The following is an 18,432-nucleotide window of genomic DNA, read 5'->3' as shown; positions in this document are numbered from 1 at the left end:
GTCCTCTGATTAAATGCGTGGCTCTGACGGCGCGCTAGCGCTGAAAGAAGAAGTGGCCAGTTAGCTCAGTTGGTAGAGCAGCGGATTGAAAATCCGCGTGTCCGTGGTTCGATTCCGCGACTGGCCACCACAGCAAGGCCAGTTAGCTCAGTTGGTAGAGCAGCGGATTGAAAATCCGCGTGTCCGTGGTTCGATTCCGCGACTGGCCACCAGATTACGAAAAGCCGAATCCGCAAGGGTTCGGCTTTTCGCATTGTCGCGCCTCGCGCGTTCAGCACGCCGGTTTGACGTCCTTGCGCAGGGCCGCGCGCGGCAGCATGGCGGCGACCAGCAGCGCGGCCAGACCCGCCGCCAGGGCCAGGCTCTGGCCGGCGCGTGGGCCATAGCCATCCGTCAGCAGGCCGCACAGCGAGGCGCCGCCGGCCAATCCCAGCTGAATGCCGGTGACCAGCCAGGTCAGGCTCTCGGTCAAGCGAGCGCGCGGCACGGATTTTTCCACCATTTCCATGGCGACGATCAGAGTCGGGGCAAACGACAAGCCAGACAGCAACATGGCGGCCGCCAGCCAGGCGCTGTCGGGCGCCAGGGCGATCAGGATGGAGCTGAGCGCGGTGGCCGCGCAGCAATACAGCAGCAGCCGGCCCAAGGGCAGGGCGGGCTTGAGCGCGCCGAAGGTCAGCCCGCCGGTGGCCGAACCCAGCGCGTACAGCGCCAGCACCCAGCTGGCGGCCGACGGCGAGCCTTCCGCCTTGGCAATGGCCACAGCGGTGACGTCTATCGCGCCGTTGATGGCGCCCAAGGTGGCGAGCAAGAGGGCCAGCGTCGGCACCGGCCGCAGGAAGAGCGCCGGCCGGCCGCCGTGCTGCGCATCTGGGTGGACCGGCGGTTCGGTGGCTTTCTGGCGCAGCAATACCGCGGCGCCCAGCAGCAGCATCAGTACGGCGCAGATCGGCCCGGCTTCCGCGAACCAACCCATGCACAAGGCGATGGCCAGCGGCGGACCGATGACGAAGGCGAGTTCGCTGAGCACGCTGTCCAGCGCAAACGCGGTGGGCAGCAGGGTGCGGCCATCCAGCAGCCGAGCCCAGCGCGCGCGGGTCATGGCCGGGATGCTGGGCAGGCAGCCTGCCAGCGCGGCGCAGGCAAACAAGGCCCAGGGCGGAGCGCTCAGCCAGCTGCATAGCGCCAGCGCCAGCAGGGCCGACGCGCCGATGCCGACGGCCGGCGGCAGCACGCGGCTCTGGCCGTAGCGGTCGGCCAGCCGCGAGACTTGCGGCGACAAGAAAGCCGCGGCCAGGGTCAAAGTGGCTGCCACCGCACCGGCCAGGCCATAACTGTTCTGCGTCAGCGACAGCATGGTGATGACGCCGATGCCGACCATGGCGCCGGGCAGGCGCGCCACGCCGCCCGCCAGCGCAAGCGTAGCGACGCCGGGGGTGCGCAACAGCTCGCCATATCGATTGGCCATATCGGCTCCCATTAGGCTTCCTGTCGATGGGCAGGAAATTTTCGGCGAAGCGCCGCCAGCCAACCCCCCTGATCCTGCGTTGCGCCCCCTTGCCGTACTGGCTGCGTCGGCGCCCCTTGGCTCAGGTTCTTTGCGAGTTTTTGCTTGCGGCTGCGAATAGGCCAAGTTATCTGCCGCTTATGGCTTTGTCAATTTGCGGATAATCAGCATAGCGCCGCGTAACGCGGTGCGGCTTGGTCGGGCGGCGTATAATCTTGGCTTCGCGCAGCATTGGAGTTTCCATGTCCTATCGTTTCATCGCTTCCGACCTGGATGGCACGTTGCTGGATGTGCACCACGCCGTCGATCCGCTGACAGCCGACACCCTGCAGCGTCTGGAGCGGCGCGGCGTCCAGTTCGCCATCGCCACCGGACGCCATTACCTGGACGTCAAGGGCATCCGCCAGGCCTTGGGCGTGCGCGCCCACTTGATCACCTCGAACGGCGCCCGCGTGCACGATCCCGACAATGCGCTGATCCACCGCCAGGATATCGACGCGGCGCTGGTGCGCCAGATGGCGCAGCCGGAGTTCGCCGCCGGCGCCATCGTCAACTTCTACCTCGACGACGAATGGCTGATCAGCGAACCGAGCCAAGCGCTGCTGGACATGCACCGCGATTCCGGCATGGTGTATCGAGTGTGCGATCTGGCCCGCCACGACGGCGCGCGCGTGGGCAAGGTGCTGTACATCGCGCCGCACGCGCACTTGCTGGAGGTGGAGCGCAAGTTGAGAGCGCGCTTCGGCGACCGGCTGTACATCACCTTCTCGCTCGATCATTGCCTGGAAGTGATGGCGGCTGGCGTGTCCAAGGGCCATGCGCTGCAGCTGGTGTTGGACAGGCTGGCGATTCCGGCCAGCGAGTGCCTGGCCTTTGGCGACGGGCAGAACGATATCGAGTTGCTGCAGGCCGCCGGCCATCCGCGGCTGATGGGCAACGCGCATCCCCGTCTGCGCCGCGAGCTGCCGCATGCGCGGCAGATCGCCAGCCATGCCGACTCCGGCGTGGCGCGACACTTGCGCGAATTGTTCGCGCTGTAAATCGCCTCTTCTCGCTCCCGCTAGCCAAGTGCCGCGGGAGCGCGCTAAGCTAAGACCATCCCATAAGACTTTGCGGCTTCCCGGCGACAAGGCGTACTGCCTGGGCTGGGGCTGGCCGGTCTCCATCCAAAACAAAACTGATTTTAAGATTGTCGATCGAGTTCGCTGTGCAGTGTGGCCGAGGCCATGGGGGATGCCATGAATTCATCTTGTCTTGAAAACGAGGGCAGTGCCGTCCGCCAACCGGGGCAGGCGGTGATCGAGGAGCTGTTGTCCGCGGCGGACATCGCCGTCAACGGCAGCCGGCCGTTCGACATCCAGGTCAAACACCCGCAGTTTTACCGGCGCGTGCTGCAGCAGGGCTCGCTGGGGCTGGGCGAAAGCTATATGGATGGTTGGTGGGAGTGCGAGCGGCTGGACATCTTCTTCCAGCGGACCTTGCGCGCCGGTCTGGAGCATCGCCTGCCGCGCCGCTGGCGCGACATCCTGTACGTGCTGGCGGCCAGAGTGGTCAATTACCAATCCTTGCGCCGCGCCCGCCAGGTGGGCGAGCATCACTATGACTTGGGCAACGACTTGTTTGCCGCCATGCTCGACCCCTATATGCAATATTCCTGCGGCTACTGGAAGGGCGCCGACACGCTGGAGGCGGCGCAGGAGGCCAAGCTCAAGCTGATCTGCGACAAGCTGGGCCTGCAGCCGGGCATGCATCTGCTGGATGTCGGTTGCGGCTGGGGCGGGTTGGCGGAATACGCCGCGCGGCATTATGGCGTTCGCGTGACCGGCATCACCATTTCCGAGCAGCAGCAGCGGCTGGCGCGAGAGCGCTGCGCCGGCTTGGACGTGGAAATCCTGCTGCAGGATTATCGCCATCTGGCGCTGCGGGCGGACCGCATCGCCTCGGTCGGCATGTTCGAGCACGTCGGCCCGCGCAACTACCGCGCCTACTTTGAAACCATCGCCCGCAATCTGAAGCCGGACGGACTGTTCTTGCTGCATACCATAGGCGCCAAGGTGACCGATATGTGGGTGGATCCGTGGATAGAGAAATACATCTTTCCCAACGGCTGCCTGCCATCCGCCATCCACATCGCCGAAGCCAGCTCGGAATATTGGCTGATGGAGGACTGGCACAACTTCGGCGCCGATTACGATCTGACGCTGATGGCTTGGCTGCAGCGTTTCCAGCAGGCCTGGCCGCAGTTGTCGGCCCATTATTCTCCGCGTTTCTACCGCATGTTCTGCTATTACCTGAATGTCTGCGCCGGCGCGTTCCGGGCGCGGGACATCCAGCTGTGGCAGGTGCTGTTCAGCAGGCAGGGAATCGAGGGCGGGCTGCGCGTGGCGCGCTGAGGGATGGTGGATAATGAAAAACGCCAGCGGCGAGCCGCTGGCGTTTGGTTTTGGCCGGAGACAGGGCCTATCAGGCTTGCAGCGCCGCGGCCAGGGCGGCGGCCTGATCGCCTACGATCAGATGCAGCGTGCCCGGAGACACCTGGGTCACTGCGCTCACGCCGGCGGCGCGGGCAGCGGCTTCGTTGAAGCGGCTGGCATCCTTCAGCTCCACGCGCAGGCGGGTATGGGCGATGGCCTCTACCTTGCCCAGGTTGGCGTTGCCGCCCAGGGCCTGCTTCAGCGCGGCGACATCGGCCTTGGCCGCAGCCGGGGCTGCCGCGGGGGCGGCTGCCGGGGCCGGCGCGGACGACAGTTCGGCGTCGCTGCCGGCGCTGCGCAGGTAGATGTCCATATCCGTTTTCAGGTTTTCCGATTTGGGTCCGAAGATGGCTTGCACGCCATTGCCGACCACCACCACGCCGGAGGCGCCCATGGCTTTCAGCTTGGCTTGATCGACTTTGGCGATTTCAGCCACGGCCACGCGCAGACGGGTGATGCAGGCGTCCAGGCCGCGGATGTTGGAGCGGCCGCCGAAGGCCAGCACCAGTTCGCGAGCTCGCTGGTCTTCGCTGACTGCGCCAGCGCTTTCCAGGGTTTCATCTTCGCGGCCCGGGGTCTTCAGGTTGAACTTGGCGATGACGAAGCGGAACACGCTGTAGTACACCACGGCGTAGATCGGGCCCAGGATGAACACATACCAGGCGTGCTTGGCCTTGTCGCCGATCAGGTTGAACATCAGGAAGTCGATGCCGCCTTGCGAGAAGGTGAAGCCCATGTGCATGTCCAGGGTGTTGGCCACGAACTGGGTGGAAGCGGCCAGCACGGCGTGGATCACGTACAGGATAGGCGCCACGAACAGGAAGGAGAACTCGATCGGCTCGGTGATGCCGGTCAGGAACGAGGTCAGCGCGGCGGAGATCATGATGCCGCCCACCTTGACGCGGTTTTCCGGCTTGGCCGAGTGCCAGATGGCGATGGCGGCTGCCGGCAGGCCGAACATCTTGAACAGGAAGGCGCCGGACAGGATGCCCGCGGTCGGGTCGCCGGCAAAGAAGCGGGCGATGTCGCCGTGGATGACCTTGCCGGTCACCGGGTCGGGGAAGGCGCCGATTTCAAAGAAGAACGGCACGTTCCAGATGTGGTGCAGACCGAACGGGATCAGCAGACGCTCGACGAAGCCGTACACGGTGGCGGCGGTGCGCGGGTCGCTGACGGCGGCCCATTGCGAGAACGCCTTGATGCCGTTGCCGATCGGCGGCCAGATGAAGGACAGGATCACGCCCAGGCCGATGGCGCCGATGGCGGTGATGATCGGAACAAAACGCTTGCCGGCGAAGAAGCTAAGGTACTCTGGCAGGTCGATTCGATAGAAGCGGTTGAACATATAGGCTGCCAGGCCGCCGGCGAGGATGCCGCCGAACACGCCGGTCTGAATCGACGGCAGGCCCATGATGGTGGCGGTCTCCACGCCCATGATGCCGGCCATCACGCCCAGGGTGACGGTGGTGACCAGATGGCCGATCACCGCGGCGATGGCGGCCACGCCATCGTTTTCAGTGAAGCCGAGCGCCACGCCGACGGCGAAGATCAGCGGCAGGTTGCCGAAGATCACATCGCCGGAGTGCTTCATCAGCGACAGGATCGCCAGGGCGATGGCGTTCTGGGTGTGGAAGTCGGTGGCGCCGATGCCGAGCAGCAGGCCCGCGACAGGCAGCACCGCTACTGGAAGCATCAGCGCCTTGCCTATCTTCTGCAGAAAAGCGAACGATTGACTAAACATGATTATTATCCTGCTTTGACATGCTTATGGAATGTCGAGCGGCTGTGAGGCCGTCCCCTCTATAAAGCACCGCCGTGGCTGGACGCTGCGCTAGGTGGCGCCGGACGGCGCCAGGTTGCCCTGGCGGTCTCCCCATCCGGCGCCGCAGCTCCCGCCGCGTCGGCGCTTATCCGATTAACGAGCGTGTTGATTCAGGTAGTGGCGGACGTCGGTCGCGGTGGACAGCGCCAACACATCCTTGGCCAGTTGCTGGCACTCGTCCAGGCTCCAGCGCGACAGCGTGGCTTTGACCGAGGCGACGGCCGGGGTGCTGGCCGACAGTTCGGTCACGCCTATGCCCACCAAGAGCGGCGCGGCGCGTTCGTCCGAGGCCAAGCCGCCGCACACGCCCACCCATTTGCCGTGGGCGCGCGCGCCTTCGCAGGTCAGCGCGATCATCGCCAGCACCGCCGGGTGCAGCGCGTCGGCCTGCTTGGCCAATTGCGGGTGGCCGCGGTCCATCGCCAGCACGTACTGGGTCAGGTCGTTGGTGCCGATGGAGAAGAAGTCCACCTCCGGCGCGAAGCGAGCGGCCAGCACGGCAGCCGACGGCACTTCCACCATGATGCCGACCTTGACGTCGGTGACGCCGGCGGCGGCCTGTTCCTCGGCCAGAATGGCCTTGGCGGCGCGCAGCTCTTCCAGCGAGGCCACCATCGGGAACATGATGTGCAGCTTGGTCAACGGCGCGGCCTGCAGAATGGCGCGCAACTGGGTGCGCAACAGGTCAGGACGGTCCAGGCTGACGCGGATGCCGCGCAGGCCCAGGAAGGGGTTGTCTTCCTTCGGCAGCGGCAGGTAGGACAGCGGCTTGTCGCCGCCCACGTCCAGCGTGCGCACCACCAGCGGGCGGTCCTTGCCCAGCGCTTCGGCCACGGCGCAATATTCTGCCGCCTGTTCCTGTTCGGTCGGCGCGGTGTCGCGGTTGTCGAACAGGAATTCCGAGCGCAAGAGGCCCACGCCTTCGGCGCCCTTGGCCACCGCTTCGCGCGCGTCGGCGGCGTTGCGGATATTGGCGACCACGTCGATGCGCACGCCGTCGCTGGTGGCGGCCGGTTGCATGGAGCTCTTGGCTTCGGAGGCGCGCCGTTCGGCCAGGCGGGCGATTTCCTGCTCGGCGGCGGCCAGGTCTTCAGCCGTCGGGGCGATGGCCAGCGTGCCTTCGTTGCCGTTCAAAATCACTTGCAGGCCTTCCGGCAGCTTCAGCGCGGATTGCGAGATGCCGCAGATCGCCGGGATGCCCAGCGAACGCGCCAGGATGGCCACGTGGCTGGTGGCGCCACCGGTGCGGGTACAGAAGCCCATCACCTTGGACGGATCCAGCGAGGCGGTGTCGGACGGGGCCAGGTCTTCGGCGATCAGGATGGAGCCGGCCGGCAGCTCCAGCGAAGCCTGCTTCACGCCGGCCAGCAGGGCCAGCACGCGGCGGCCCACGTCGCGGATGTCGTTGGCGCGTTCGCGCAGCAGGGCGTTGTCCTGCGCTTCCAGGCGGGCGGAGTAGGCGCTGAAGGCGGCGCGCCAGGACCAGGCGGCGGATTTGCCGTCGGCCAGGCCGGTATAGGTTTGCGCCAGCAGGTCCGGGTCTTGCAGCAGTTCCTGGTGCATGGACAGGATGGCCTGCTTGGCCGGATCGGTCAGCTGCGCCTTGACCAGATCCAGCTGGGCGGCGGCTTCCTCGGTGGCGCGGGCGAAGGCCTGCTGTTCCACATTGGCGCCCTTGCCCTGCTCCGGCACGTCGAATTCCTGCAGGCGGTGATGGACGATGCGGCCGATGGCGATGCCGGGCGAAGCGCCCACGCCAGCCAGCTGGGTATCGCTGTCCTGTTGCTGGGCCGCGGCCGGAGCGGCGGCAGGCGCAAGCGGCGCCTCGTCGGCTTTCTCGCCGCAACGGTCATTCAGCAGTTGGGTCAGTTCCGCGATGGCGGCAGCCGCATCGTCGCCCTGGGCGCGGACGCGCACCTTGTCGCCGAACTTGGTGGCCAGGCCCATGATGGCGACCACCGACTTGGCATTGGCTTCCTTGCCATCCAACAGCAGCTGGATGTCGGAGCCGAAGCTCTTGGCCTTGCTTGCGAACACGGCGGCCGGACGCGCATGCAGGCCGGCCGGGTTGCCGATGGTGATGTCGGCGGACAGTTGCGGCTCGCCGACGACGGCTTGCAGCACGTCCTTGCCGTTGGCCAGCTGCAGCGACAGCACCACGTTCTTGCCGGCATCCACCATGCCGGTGGCTGGCTGCATGCGGGCCACGGTCTCGCCGTTGGTGATGATGATCTGGGTCAGCAGGCTGGCGGCCTTGCGTCCCACCAGGTCCAGATCGAAGTCGATGACCGGCTGGCCGGCGCTGACTTGCTGGCCTTGTTCGATCAGCGGGAAAAAGCCTTCGCCTTTCAGCATCACGGTATCGATGCCCACGTGCACCATGACTTCCACGCCTTCCGCAGTGGTGATGGTGAGGGCGTGATGGGCCGGATGCAGATTGCTGACCACGCCGCTGACCGGCGCCAGCAGGCTGCCGGAGGTGGGGTCAAGCGAGATGCCGTCGCCGACCATTTTGCCGGCGAACACCGGGTCCGGAACGCTGTCCAAGGGGACCAACCATCCGGAGAGGGGGGCCAGGATGTCTAGTCTTGGTGCGGAGGTGCCCATGAGAAACTCCTCAATTCGTGGATAATTCCAGTCGTTTTATTACGAGCGTCAATCAAACCGATTCTTGTTTGCGCCAGCTCAAGGGCCATTTCTGCGCCTCTTGACGGCTTGGCTTGTCCTGACTGGCTTTCGGCGATTATATACGGGTCGCCATCTGCAGACATCGACGACTGGGTTGCGTTATATCTTGCCAAGGTTTGTAGTTAAACTACACGCAAATTACGCAGCAGCTTGATGGCAATCAAGAAAATGTGCAAGTCTGAATTGTTCGAATTAAGTGCTGCGTTGCACCATCGCTGGGCAAGCCCGTTATTGTAGCTTGATTGCGCTGGAATTAGCGGCGGGAAGGGCGGCGGGGCGGTTGTTGCATTTTTGTAATGCAACTCTAAAACGGAGAAAGGCGGCATCCGGCCCGGGAGGGCCGGATGAAAGGGCATTTAGGCGGCGCGGGCGCGCTTGGCATCGCCTTGCAGGAACAGCGCTAGCGATGCGGCGATCAGGAAGGCCGGGTATTCCCAGCCGCCGCCGGCATTGGCGAACATCCAGCCATTGGCGGCATGAACCAGCGCGATGGCGCCCAGAAGCTGCGGAATCAGCAGCAGCGCCACCCAGCGCGCCTGGATGCCGGCCAGCAGCAGCAGCCCGCCGCCGATTTCGATGGCGATGGCGACGTAGCCGAAGAAGCCGGGCAAACCCAGGCTGGCGAAGTAGCCGGCGGTGCCGGCCGGACCAAAGACGAAAAGTTTCAATGCGCCGTGCGACAGATACATCAGACCCAGCGCCACGCGCAGCAACAGCGTGGCGAGGTAGGGATTTTGCAGACGGTTCATGGTGTTTGTTCCTGAAGAATGGGGATGGCGCTATTTGACCATCGGCCTTATATTCAATAAATATCGTTCTATTGAAATTATTATTTACCAATAAGAAACTATATGGACCGTTTTTCGGAAATACGCGCCTTCGTCGCCGTGGCGGAACTGGGCAGCTTCGTCGCCGCGGCGGAGCGGCTGGAGTTGTCGCGGGCGATGGTGACCAAGCTGGTGGCGGCGCTGGAAAACCGCTTGGGCGCGCGGCTGATGCATCGCACCACGCGCAAGCTGTCGCTGACCGAAGCCGGCGAGACCTATCTGGCGCAGGCCGGCAGCTTGCTGGCGGAGCTGGACGAGCTGGACGCGCGGCTGTCGCACGGCGCCAGCGAGCCGGTGGGGCGCTTGCGGCTGTCGGCGCCGGTATCGTTCGGCATGCGCTACCTCGGCGCCATCATCGGCGGCTTCCATCAGCGCCACCCGCGCATCGAAGTGGAGCTGAACCTGAACGACCGGCGGGTGGATCTGGTGGAGGAAGGCTTCGATCTGGCGCTGCGGGTGTCCAATCTGACCGACTCCACCCTGGTGGCCAGGCGCTTGGCGCAGATCCGCGACCTGGTGGCGGCGTCGCCGGACTACCTGGCGCGCCACGGCACGCCGCGTCACCCGGCGGAGCTGGCCGAGCATCAGTGCCTGCTGTACGCCTTGACGGCTCAGCCCAACATCTGGGATTACCGCGGGCCTGACGGCGGCCAGGACAAGGTGAGAGTGAAGGGGGCGCTGCGGGCCAATAACGGCGATGTGCTGACCGATGCCGCGGTGCACGGCATGGGCATCGTCTTGCAGCCGCGTTTCCTGTTGGAGAAGGCGCTGGCCGATGGCAGCCTGGTGCCGGTGCTGCAGGAGTACGATTGGCACTGCCTGGATCTGTCCGTGGTGTATCCGGTGCGGCGGCATGTGCCGGGCAAGGTCAGGGTGTTCGTCGAGTATCTGGAAGAATTTTTCCGCTAGGGCGGAAGCCCGCATGGCGGGGGTTACGCCGACGGGCTGGCGACGAGATCAGGCGCGAAGCCGTAGCTTAGGGATAGAACCAATACAGGCTGTAACCCATGGCGTGCACCTTGCCGGCGTCCAGCCGCATTGTGACTTTGACCTCGCTGTTGCCATTGAAGCGGCCCAGCTTGAGGTCGTCCGGCTTCAGGTATTCCTTGGGCGTGAATACCTTGCGGATCAGCACTTGGTCGTCGCTGTCCTTCAGCGTCACTTCCAGCATCGGGTAAGCCTGAGCGTACTGTGCGTGGTTCTTCAGCGTGGCGGACAGCTGGATCAGATTGGGGTAGTCCGGCACGAAGGCCAGTTCCGACCATTCGGTGCGGATCAGCGCGATGTCGGTCGGCCAGGGCACGTCGCAGCCCATGGACTTGCACAGCTGTTCCAGCGCGGGACGGGTTTCCGGCGCCTCGGCGGCGATGCGGGTGCGATTGATGTAGACCAGTTGCGCGGCCAGAAACAGCAAGCCCAACAAGGCGAACGCCGCCAGCAAGCCGTTGAGCCAGGGCGCGGCGGGCTTTTGATGGCGGGCCTCGTCCTCCTCCTCGGCATCGGCGTCGGTGAATAGCGGCTCCTCCGGCTCGATGCGGGCGGCGGGCTTGATCGGCTCCGGCTCCGGCGGCGTTTCGGCGCGGCGGCGGCTGCCAAAGACTTCCGGCTCCGCGGCGATGGCTGGGCTGGGGGCCGGTTCATTGAAGGGGTTGCCTATCGGCGCCGTGATATTGCGGTTCTGCATGGCCTCCGCCAGCGCGCGCTGGAAGGCTTCAACTTCTTCCGCCGGCGGCTCGGCCGGCTGCGCGGCGTGCTCGGCAGGCAGATCGTACTGCGGCGCCGCTGCCATCGGTGAGGAGAGTTCCGCGGCGTTGGCGTGCGGGTCGAAGTCCGGCACTTCCAGCTCGAAGTCGTCCATCGGGTCGCGCTCGGGCGCGGCGGACGACGGGACGGCTGGCGGCGGCGTGGTAATCAGCGGGGGAGGCGCAACCGGCGCGGGCGCCGGCTGCGTGATGACAAAATGATCCGGCGCCTTGAAGACATGCGAACAGCGCCCGCAGCGAACCAGTCCGTCGGCGGCGGCCAGCTGGACGTCGTTGACCTTGAAACGGGTCTGGCAGTTTGGGCACTGTGTCGTATATGTCATACCTGGGCGCGTCGGGTTCCTGTCAATCGTGTCCACCCTTCGTCGAACACAGGCGCGTCCATCTCAAACCACTGGCTATAGATGGCGGACAGCTCGTCGGCCTGCTCGGCGAGGATGCCGGAAAGCACGATTCTACCACCGGTTTTCACATGGCTTGCCAGCAAGTCGCCCAACATGCGCAGCGGATTGGCCAGAATATTGGCCAGCACCACGTCGTATTGGGCTTGCGGATTGGCGTCCGGCAGGAAGAAGTCGGCCTGCACGCCGTTCTGCTCGGCATTGTCCTGGCTTGAGCGCACCGCCTGCGGATCGATGTCGATGCCCACGGCCGAGGCCGCGCCGAGCTTCAGCGCGGCGATGGCCAGGATGCCGGAGCCGCAGCCGTAGTCGAGCACGGACTCGCCGCCTTGCAGCTGCTTGTCCAGCCATTGCAGGCACAGCCGGGTGGTGGGGTGGCTGCCGGTGCCGAAGGCCAGGCCCGGGTCCAGCTGCAGGTTGACCGCGTTCGGTTCCGGCGCTTCGTGCCAGGTGGGGGTGATCCACAGCCGGTCGGAGATGCGGATCGGGTCGAACTGCGACTGGGTCAGCCGCACCCAGTCCTGTTCTTCCACGCGCTCGATCTTGTAGCTGGGCATGGCCAGCTGGCAGGCGGTGGCGGCGGCGGCGATCAGCAGCGCTGGGTCGTCGTTCTCGTCGAACAGCGTAATGATGCGGCTCTGGCTCCACAGCTGGTCAACCGGCTCGCCCGGTTCGCCGAAGATGGGCTGCTCCTTGTCGGTGCCGGCCCAGGCGTCCTCGATGGCGGTGGACAGCGCGCCGGCGTCCATCAGCGCGTCGGCCAGCCGTTCGGCGACAGAGGAATCGGAATCAATGGTGGCTTGCAACCAGGCCATCAGGCGCTCCCTTTTTTCTGCTGCGACAAGCGGTTTTCCAAGTAGTGGATGCTGGTGCCGCCGCGCTGGAAGGCCGCATCCATGAACAGCTCCTGGTGCAGCGGGATATTGGTCTTGATGCCGGAAATCGCCATTTCCGACAGCGCCACGCGCATCCGGGCCATCGCTTGCTCGCGGGTGTCGCCGTAGGCGATCAGCTTGCCCACCATCGAGTCATAGTGAGGCGGCACGACGTAGCCTTGGTAGATGTGCGAGTCGATGCGGATGCCGGGGCCGCCGGCCGGGTGGTAGCTCTCGATCTTGCCGGGAGACGGCACGAAGGTGAACGGGTCCTCGGCATTGATGCGGCATTCCATGGCGTGGCCGGAGATCACGATGTCTTTTTGCTTATAGCGCAGTTTCTCGCCGGCTGCGATGCGGATCTGCTCCTGCACGATGTCGACGCCGGTGATCATTTCGGTCACCGGGTGTTCCACCTGTACGCGGGTGTTCATCTCGATGAAGTAGAACTCGCCGTTTTCGAACAGGAATTCAAACGTGCCGGCGCCGCGGTAGCCGATGCGGCGGCAGGCTTCGGCGCACGCTTCGCCTATCCTCTGGCGCTGCTTGTCGGTGATGCCTGGGGCCGGCGCCTCCTCGATCACTTTCTGGTGGCGGCGCTGCATGGAGCAGTCGCGCTCGCCCAGATAGATGGCGTTGCCGTATTCGTCGGCCAGCACCTGGATTTCGATGTGGCGCGGATGCTCCAGGAATTTTTCCATGTAGACGGTGGGATTGCCGAACGCCGCGCCGGCTTCGGTGCGCGTCATCTGCACCGAGCTGATCAGCGCGCCTTCGGTATGCACCACGCGCATGCCGCGGCCGCCGCCGCCGCCGGCGGCTTTGATGATGACCGGGAAGCCGATCTTCTTGGCGATCTTGGTGATTTCCACCGGGTCGTCCGGCAGGGCGCCGTCGGAGCCGGGCACGCAGGGCACGCCGGCTTCGATCATCGCGTTCTTGGCCGACACCTTGTCGCCCATCAGGCGGATGGTGTCCGGGCGCGGGCCGATGAAGACGAAGCCGGATTGCTCGACGCGCTCGGCGAAGTCGGCGTTTTCCGACAGGAAACCGTAGCCGGGGTGGATGGCCTGGGCGTCGGTGACTTCGGCGGCGGCGATCAGCGCCGGCACGTTGAGATAGCTCTTGGCGGACGGGGCGGGGCCGATGCACACCGACTCGTCTGCCAGCTTCACGTATTTGGCGTCGCGGTCGGCCTCGGAATGCACGACCACGGTCTTGATGCCCATTTCGCGGCAGGCGCGCTGGATGCGCAGGGCGATTTCACCACGGTTGGCGATTAGAATTTTTTCGAACATGGAATTCTCCACAAGCCGGCCAGCGTCGGGATGATCGGCCGGCCTTTGCTGTCACGTCAAACGACAAGGGCACAGACCTTGGCCGTGCCCTGAATCTCGCGAGGTCGTCGGAGCGTCTTACTCGATGACGAACAGCGGCTCGCCGTACTCCACCGGCTGGCCGTCTTCCGCCAGGATGGCCTTGATCACGCCGGAGCGGTCGGCTTCGATCTCGTTCATCAGCTTCATCGCTTCGATGATGCACAGGGTGTCGCCGGCATTGACGCTTTGGCCCACTTCGACGAAGGACTTGGCGCCGGGGCTGGGCGAGCGGTAGAAGGTGCCGACCATCGGCGACTTCATCGCGTTCTCATTGGCGGCGGCAGGGGCCGCAGGCGCAGCGGCCGCAACCGGCGCGGCAGCCGCAGGAGCGGCCGGCGCGGCGGCGTACATTTGCGCCACCGGCTGGGCGTAGCCTTGCTGTTGGTTGGCGGATACGCGGGTGATGCGGACTTTTTCTTCGCCCTCGGTCACTTCCAGTTCGGCGATGCCGGACTCTTCGACCAGGTCGATCAGTTTCTTGAGTTTACGCAAATCCATTGTTGATCCTTCGAATGGGGTGTTCAGTTACGGCGATCAGGGCTGCGCGGACAAATGCCGCAGCGCGTGCGCCAGCGCCAGCTCGTAACCGTGGGGGCCCAGCCCGCAAATCACACCGAGCGCCAGATCCGAAAAATACGAATGCTGGCGGAAGGGTTCGCGGGCATGGACATTGGATAGATGCACTTCGATAAACGGCACTTTCACCGCCGCCAGCGCGTCGCGCAGCGCGACGCTGGTATGGGTGAACGCCGCCGGATTGATCAGGATGAAGGCGGTGCCGTCATCCAGACATTGATGTATGCGTTCAATCAGTACATGCTCGGCGTTGCTCTGCAATGCTGTCAAAGCAAAGCCGGCGGCTTTGGTCTGATCGGCCAGCCGCTGGTTGATGGCGTCAAGTGTGTCCCGGCCGTAGTGTTGTGGCTCCCTGACCCCGAGCAGATTGAGGTTGGGACCGTGCAGCACAAGGATGGATCGGCTCAAGGCCTGACTCCCGTTTTTCATCTTGGCCGCGAGTTTGCCGCACTTCGCAGCAAGATGTCCAGCGTTTGCAGAAATTAAAACAATCGTTTAGCGGCTCGAATGCAGGGCAAGATCTTGGTTTTAGAGTAAAAACTTAGCCGGATCAGGGTGCCGCAGTGTAGCGTATCTGCAATATGTCAAGAAAATATTTGCCCGTCTAGTACGCCGTGGCATTGGGTATTGGCGTTCCCGGCACTGTGCCCGATGGTTGGGCGCAGGTATAATCGGCCGGTTCTGAACCATAGCTTTCACCATGCAGCTCTCCGATTTCGATTACCACCTGCCTGAGGCCTTGATCGCCCAGCACCCGCCGGCCGTGCGCGGCGCCAGCCGACTGTTGCATGTGGACGGCATGACGCTGTCCGACCTCACTTTCGCCGATTTTCCATCGCGTTTGCAAGCCGGCGATTTGCTGGTGTTCAACGACACCCGCGTCATCCGCGCCCGCCTGTTCGGCGAAAAAGCCAGCGGCGGCAAGGTTGAGGCGCTGATTGAGCGCGTGCTGGACGACCACACCGCGCTGGCGCATGTCCGCGCGTCCAAGTCGCCCAAACCGGGCAGCCGGCTGATTTTCGCCGGCCGCTGGGAGGCGGAGATGGTGGAGCGCCACGACTCGATGTTCAAGCTGCGTTTCCTGGCCGAAGAGAACGTCTACGATATTCTGGAGGCGTCCGGCAAGCTGCCGCTGCCGCCTTATATCGAACGCAGCGCCGAGCAGGACGACGACGAGCGCTACCAGACCGTCTATGCCCGCGAGCAGGGCGCGGTAGCCGCGCCTACCGCCGGTTTGCACTTTACCGATGACATGCTGGCGACGCTGCAGGCGCAAGGCATCGCCACCGCCTTCGTCACGCTGCATGTCGGCGCCGGCACCTTCCAGCCGGTGAAGGTGGATAATGTGGCCGAGCACAAGATGCACAGCGAGATTTACGATATTCCGCAGTCCACGGTGGAGGCCGTCGCCGCGGCGCGCGCCCGCGGCGGCCGCGTGGTGGCGATCGGCACCACCAGCGTGCGCGCGCTGGAATCGGCGGCGCAGCATGGCGAACTGAAAGCGGGACGCGGCGAGACCGACATCTTCATCACGCCAGGCTACCGTTTCCGCGTGGTGGACCGCCTGCTGACCAATTTCCACCTGCCGAAATCGACGCTGCTGATGCTGGTGTCGGCGTTCGCCGGCTATGACGAGATGTTCCATGCCTACCGCCATGCGGTGGAGCAGCAATACCGTTTCTTCAGCTACGGCGACGCCATGCTGTTGGAACGGAAGGATTGATTGAGGGTTTTTTAGCCACGAAATCCACGAAACGACACGAAAAAAACGCACAAAGACGGTGTGGAAGTCCGTGTGAGTTTTAAGCGCTTTGTTTACTGCCGTTTTGTGGTTTTCGTGGATTTGGTGGCTAATGAGTTTTTCAGGGTTTAACCGAGGATAAGGCCATGTCCGGACTCACCCCCGACGCCGCGCAGCCGGTGGAAATCCAGCTGCACCAAATCTCCAAGGTGTTGGAGATCGCCTTTGACGACGGCGCCCGTTTCGAGCTGCCGTGCGAGTATCTGCGCGTCTATTCGCCTTCGGCCGAAGTGCGCGGCCATGGCGTGGGTCAGGAGAAGCTGCAGACCGGCAAGCGCCATGTCGGCATCACCGCGCTGGAGCCCATGGGCCACTATGCGCTGAAGATCACCTTCGACGACGGCCACGACAGCGGCCTCTACAGCTGGAGCTATCTATACGAGCTGGGCGCCAAACGCGACCAGTACTGGCAGCAATATCTGGACAAGCTCGCCGCCGCCGGCGCGAGCAGGGAGTGAACATGGATAAGACCACGCATTTCGGTTACAAGACCGTGGCGGAGAGCGAGAAGGCCAGCAAGGTGGCCGAAGTCTTCCACTCGGTGGCCGGCAAGTACGATGTGATGAACGACCTGATGTCCGGCGGCCTGCACCGGGTGTGGAAGCATTTCACGCTGACCACCTCCGGCGTGCGCGCCGGCGACAAGGTGCTGGACATCGCCGGCGGCACCGGCGACTTGGCGCGCGGCTGGGCCAAGCGCGTGGGCAAGAGCGGCGAAGTCTGGCTGACCGACATCAACAGCTCGATGCTGACCGTGGGGCGCGACCGCCTGCTGGACGAAGGCGTGATCCTGCCGGTGTCGCTGGCCGACGCCGAGAAGCTGCCGTTCCCGGACCATTATTTCGACGCGGTGTCGGTGGCTTTCGGCCTGCGCAACATGACGCACAAGGACGCGGCGCTGAAGGAGATGTGCCGCGTGCTGAAGCCGGGCGGCAAGCTGTTCGTGCTGGAGTTCTCCAAGGTGTGGAAGCCCTTGTCGCCGTTCTACGACTTCTACTCCTTCAAGGCCCTGCCCATCATGGGCAAGCTTGTGGCGAACGACGCCGACAGCTACCAGTACCTGGCCGAATCGATCCGCATGCATCCCGATCAGGAGACGCTGAAGCAGATGATGCTGGACGCGGGTTTCGGCAAGGTGGACTACCATAATCTGACCGGCGGCGTTGTTGCGCTGCACAAGGGGGTCAAGTTCTGATGATGCCGGAGCTGGCGGCGCGTCTGGCCGAGCTGGGTATCGCTCCGGCTAACTTGCTCGCGCGGGGGCTGGAAATCCATGCCGAGCCGGCCGAGCTGGCGTTGGCGGAAACCGATGCCGAGGGCCGCGAGTTTCTGCTCGTCCCTGCGGCGGCGGCTGCCTGGCAGGCGATGCGACGCGCGGCGGCGGACGAGGGCGTGCAGGTGTTCCTGCTGTCGGCTTTTCGCAGCGTGGCGCGGCAGCATGAGATCGTAGCCGCCAAACTGGCGCGCGGGCTGAGCCTGGACGAGATACTGCGCGTCAGCGCCGCGCCGGGCTTCAGCGAGCACCACACCGGCTGCGCCGTCGATATCGGCGCGCCCGGCTCGCCGCCGCTGGAGGAAGCGTTTGAAACCACCGCCGCCTTTGGCTGGCTTCAGCGGCGGGCGGCGGATTTCGGCTTTCATCTGAGCTACCCGCGCGGCAACGCCAGCGGCTATCTGTACGAGCCCTGGCATTGGCGCTGGCGGGCGTGACGGTTCACCGGAGTAAACACATGGCGCTGACCATCGCCGCATTCAACCATCTCTTGAACCAGCATCCGGCGCGGCGCGCCGAGCTGGCGCGCTTTGTCGGACGGCGGGTGGCCATCGCGCTGCCGCCGCTGCATGTGGCCGGCGTGATTACCGATGAGGGCTGGCTGGCCGCCTGCGAGGGCGAGCCGGAAGCCAAGCTGGTGCTGCGCCACGGCGTGCTGTTCTCGCACCTGAGCAGCCAGGCGCCGCAGTTGTCGGACATCGCGCTGGAGGGCGACGCCGAGCTGGCCGCCGCGCTCGGCCGCATCATCGGCCAGCTGCAATGGCACGCCAGCGAAGACCTGTCGCGGGTGTTCGGCGATGTGGCGGCGCAACGCATCGAAACGCTGGCGCGCGGCCTGTTCGGCTTCAAGGGGCAGTTGGCCTTCCGCCTGGCCGACAACTGGCTGGAGCACTTGCGCGAGGATGGCGCCGTGCTGGCTGGACGGCATCAGGTGGGCCGCTTCGTGCAAGACGTGGACAAGCTGCGTGATGACGCCGGCCGGCTGGACAAGCGGCTGGAGCGGCTGGAAGCCGCGCTCAACAATAAACAGAATTCCCGGACCTGAC

General features: G+C 64.7%; 17 protein-coding genes and 2 tRNA genes. 10 read left to right on the top strand and 9 right to left on the bottom strand.

Features of this window, described 5'->3' with window-relative positions:
• Nucleotides 1–54 precede the first annotated feature (54 nt).
• Together QUG01_RS13405 and QUG01_RS13400 are read left to right on the top strand one after the other, a co-directional pair.
• Nucleotides 55–130, top strand: a tRNA-Phe gene (locus QUG01_RS13405).
• A gap of 6 nt (nt 131–136) precedes the next feature.
• Nucleotides 137–212: transfer RNA gene (locus QUG01_RS13400), tRNA-Phe, on the top strand.
• A gap of 59 nt (nt 213–271) precedes the next feature.
• Here QUG01_RS13400 and QUG01_RS13395 read toward each other — a convergent pair.
• Nucleotides 272–1,468 carry an MFS transporter gene (locus QUG01_RS13395; RefSeq protein ID WP_500830583.1) on the bottom strand — a complete coding sequence of 399 codons (1,197 nt, stop codon included), beginning with the start codon at nt 1,466–1,468 and terminating at the stop codon, nt 272–274.
• 281 nt (nt 1,469–1,749) lie between these two features.
• On the opposite strand from QUG01_RS13395, the gene QUG01_RS13390 reads away from it, so the two are divergent.
• Together QUG01_RS13390 and cfa are read left to right on the top strand one after the other, a co-directional pair.
• Nucleotides 1,750–2,547: a Cof-type HAD-IIB family hydrolase gene (locus QUG01_RS13390; protein ID WP_500830582.1), complete on the top strand. Its 798-nt coding sequence runs from the start codon at nt 1,750–1,752 to the stop codon at nt 2,545–2,547.
• A gap of 198 nt (nt 2,548–2,745) precedes the next feature.
• The gene (gene cfa / locus QUG01_RS13385; protein WP_500830581.1) at nt 2,746–3,900 is read left to right on the top strand and encodes a cyclopropane fatty acyl phospholipid synthase; all 1,155 of its coding nucleotides are present in this window, start codon (nt 2,746–2,748) and stop codon (nt 3,898–3,900) included.
• Nucleotides 3,901–3,970: 70 nt separating this feature from the next.
• Here cfa and ptsG read toward each other — a convergent pair whose 3' ends face one another.
• From ptsG to QUG01_RS13370, 3 genes are all read right to left on the bottom strand, one after another.
• Nucleotides 3,971–5,722: a PTS glucose transporter subunit IIBC gene (gene ptsG, locus QUG01_RS13380; protein ID WP_500830580.1), complete on the bottom strand. Its 1,752-nt coding sequence runs from the start codon at nt 5,720–5,722 to the stop codon at nt 3,971–3,973.
• Between the two features lie 174 nt (nt 5,723–5,896).
• Nucleotides 5,897–8,410, bottom strand: coding sequence for a phosphoenolpyruvate--protein phosphotransferase (gene ptsP / locus QUG01_RS13375; RefSeq protein WP_500830579.1), 2,514 nt, complete (start codon nt 8,408–8,410; stop codon nt 5,897–5,899).
• 437 nt (nt 8,411–8,847) lie between these two features.
• Nucleotides 8,848–9,240: a DoxX family protein gene (locus QUG01_RS13370; protein ID WP_500830578.1), complete on the bottom strand. Its 393-nt coding sequence runs from the start codon at nt 9,238–9,240 to the stop codon at nt 8,848–8,850.
• A gap of 102 nt (nt 9,241–9,342) precedes the next feature.
• Here QUG01_RS13370 and QUG01_RS13365 point away from each other — a divergent pair, with 102 nt between their 5' ends.
• Nucleotides 9,343–10,227 carry a LysR family transcriptional regulator gene (locus QUG01_RS13365; RefSeq protein ID WP_500830577.1) on the top strand — a complete coding sequence of 295 codons (885 nt, stop codon included), beginning with the start codon at nt 9,343–9,345 and terminating at the stop codon, nt 10,225–10,227.
• Nucleotides 10,228–10,294: 67 nt separating this feature from the next.
• Here QUG01_RS13365 and QUG01_RS13360 read toward each other — a convergent pair whose 3' ends face one another.
• From QUG01_RS13360 to aroQ, 5 genes are all read right to left on the bottom strand, one after another.
• A complete protein-coding gene (locus QUG01_RS13360; RefSeq protein ID WP_500830576.1) occupies nt 10,295–11,404 on the bottom strand; it encodes a DUF3426 domain-containing protein in 1,110 nt (369 codons plus the stop codon).
• On the bottom strand, nt 11,401–12,297 hold the full coding sequence (gene prmA, locus QUG01_RS13355) for a 50S ribosomal protein L11 methyltransferase (protein ID WP_500830575.1): 897 nt from the start codon (nt 12,295–12,297) through the stop codon (nt 11,401–11,403). Before prmA ends, QUG01_RS13360 begins: the two co-directional genes overlap by 4 nt.
• Nucleotides 12,297–13,655, bottom strand: a complete 1,359-nt coding sequence (gene accC / locus QUG01_RS13350) for an acetyl-CoA carboxylase biotin carboxylase subunit (RefSeq protein WP_103318305.1) — start codon at nt 13,653–13,655, stop codon at nt 12,297–12,299. Before accC ends, prmA begins: the two co-directional genes overlap by 1 nt.
• A 117-nt stretch (nt 13,656–13,772) precedes the next feature.
• Nucleotides 13,773–14,234: an acetyl-CoA carboxylase biotin carboxyl carrier protein gene (gene accB, locus QUG01_RS13345; RefSeq protein WP_500830574.1), complete on the bottom strand. Its 462-nt coding sequence runs from the start codon at nt 14,232–14,234 to the stop codon at nt 13,773–13,775.
• 36 nt (nt 14,235–14,270) lie between these two features.
• Nucleotides 14,271–14,741, bottom strand: coding sequence for a type II 3-dehydroquinate dehydratase (gene aroQ, locus QUG01_RS13340; protein WP_500830573.1), 471 nt, complete (start codon nt 14,739–14,741; stop codon nt 14,271–14,273).
• Nucleotides 14,742–15,012: 271 nt separating this feature from the next.
• On the opposite strand from aroQ, the gene queA reads away from it, so the two are divergent.
• The 5 genes from queA (at nt 15,013) to QUG01_RS13315 (ending at nt 18,431) form a co-directional block, all read left to right on the top strand.
• Nucleotides 15,013–16,035, top strand: a complete 1,023-nt coding sequence (gene queA, locus QUG01_RS13335) for a tRNA preQ1(34) S-adenosylmethionine ribosyltransferase-isomerase QueA (protein ID WP_500830572.1) — start codon at nt 15,013–15,015, stop codon at nt 16,033–16,035.
• Nucleotides 16,036–16,199: 164 nt separating this feature from the next.
• On the top strand, nt 16,200–16,571 hold the full coding sequence (locus QUG01_RS13330) for a gamma-butyrobetaine hydroxylase family protein (RefSeq protein ID WP_103318300.1): 372 nt from the start codon (nt 16,200–16,202) through the stop codon (nt 16,569–16,571).
• A gap of 2 nt (nt 16,572–16,573) precedes the next feature.
• The gene (gene ubiE, locus QUG01_RS13325; protein WP_500830571.1) at nt 16,574–17,308 is read left to right on the top strand and encodes a bifunctional demethylmenaquinone methyltransferase/2-methoxy-6-polyprenyl-1,4-benzoquinol methylase UbiE; all 735 of its coding nucleotides are present in this window, start codon (nt 16,574–16,576) and stop codon (nt 17,306–17,308) included.
• Entirely contained in the window at nt 17,308–17,823 is a 516-nt protein-coding gene (locus QUG01_RS13320) for a M15 family metallopeptidase (protein ID WP_500830570.1), read from the top strand. The genes ubiE and QUG01_RS13320 overlap by 1 nt, the downstream gene beginning before the upstream one ends.
• A 20-nt stretch (nt 17,824–17,843) precedes the next feature.
• Complete coding sequence (locus QUG01_RS13315; protein WP_500830569.1) at nt 17,844–18,431, top strand: ubiquinone biosynthesis accessory factor UbiJ; 588 nt, start codon at nt 17,844–17,846, stop codon at nt 18,429–18,431.
• The last annotated feature ends 1 nt before the right edge of the window (nt 18,432 follow it).

It is taken from the genome of Chromobacterium sp. CCUG 76385 (assembly GCF_059916625.1).
The sequence above is the reverse complement of the archived record's forward strand: the minus strand, read 5'-3'. Positions and strand labels throughout refer to the sequence as shown.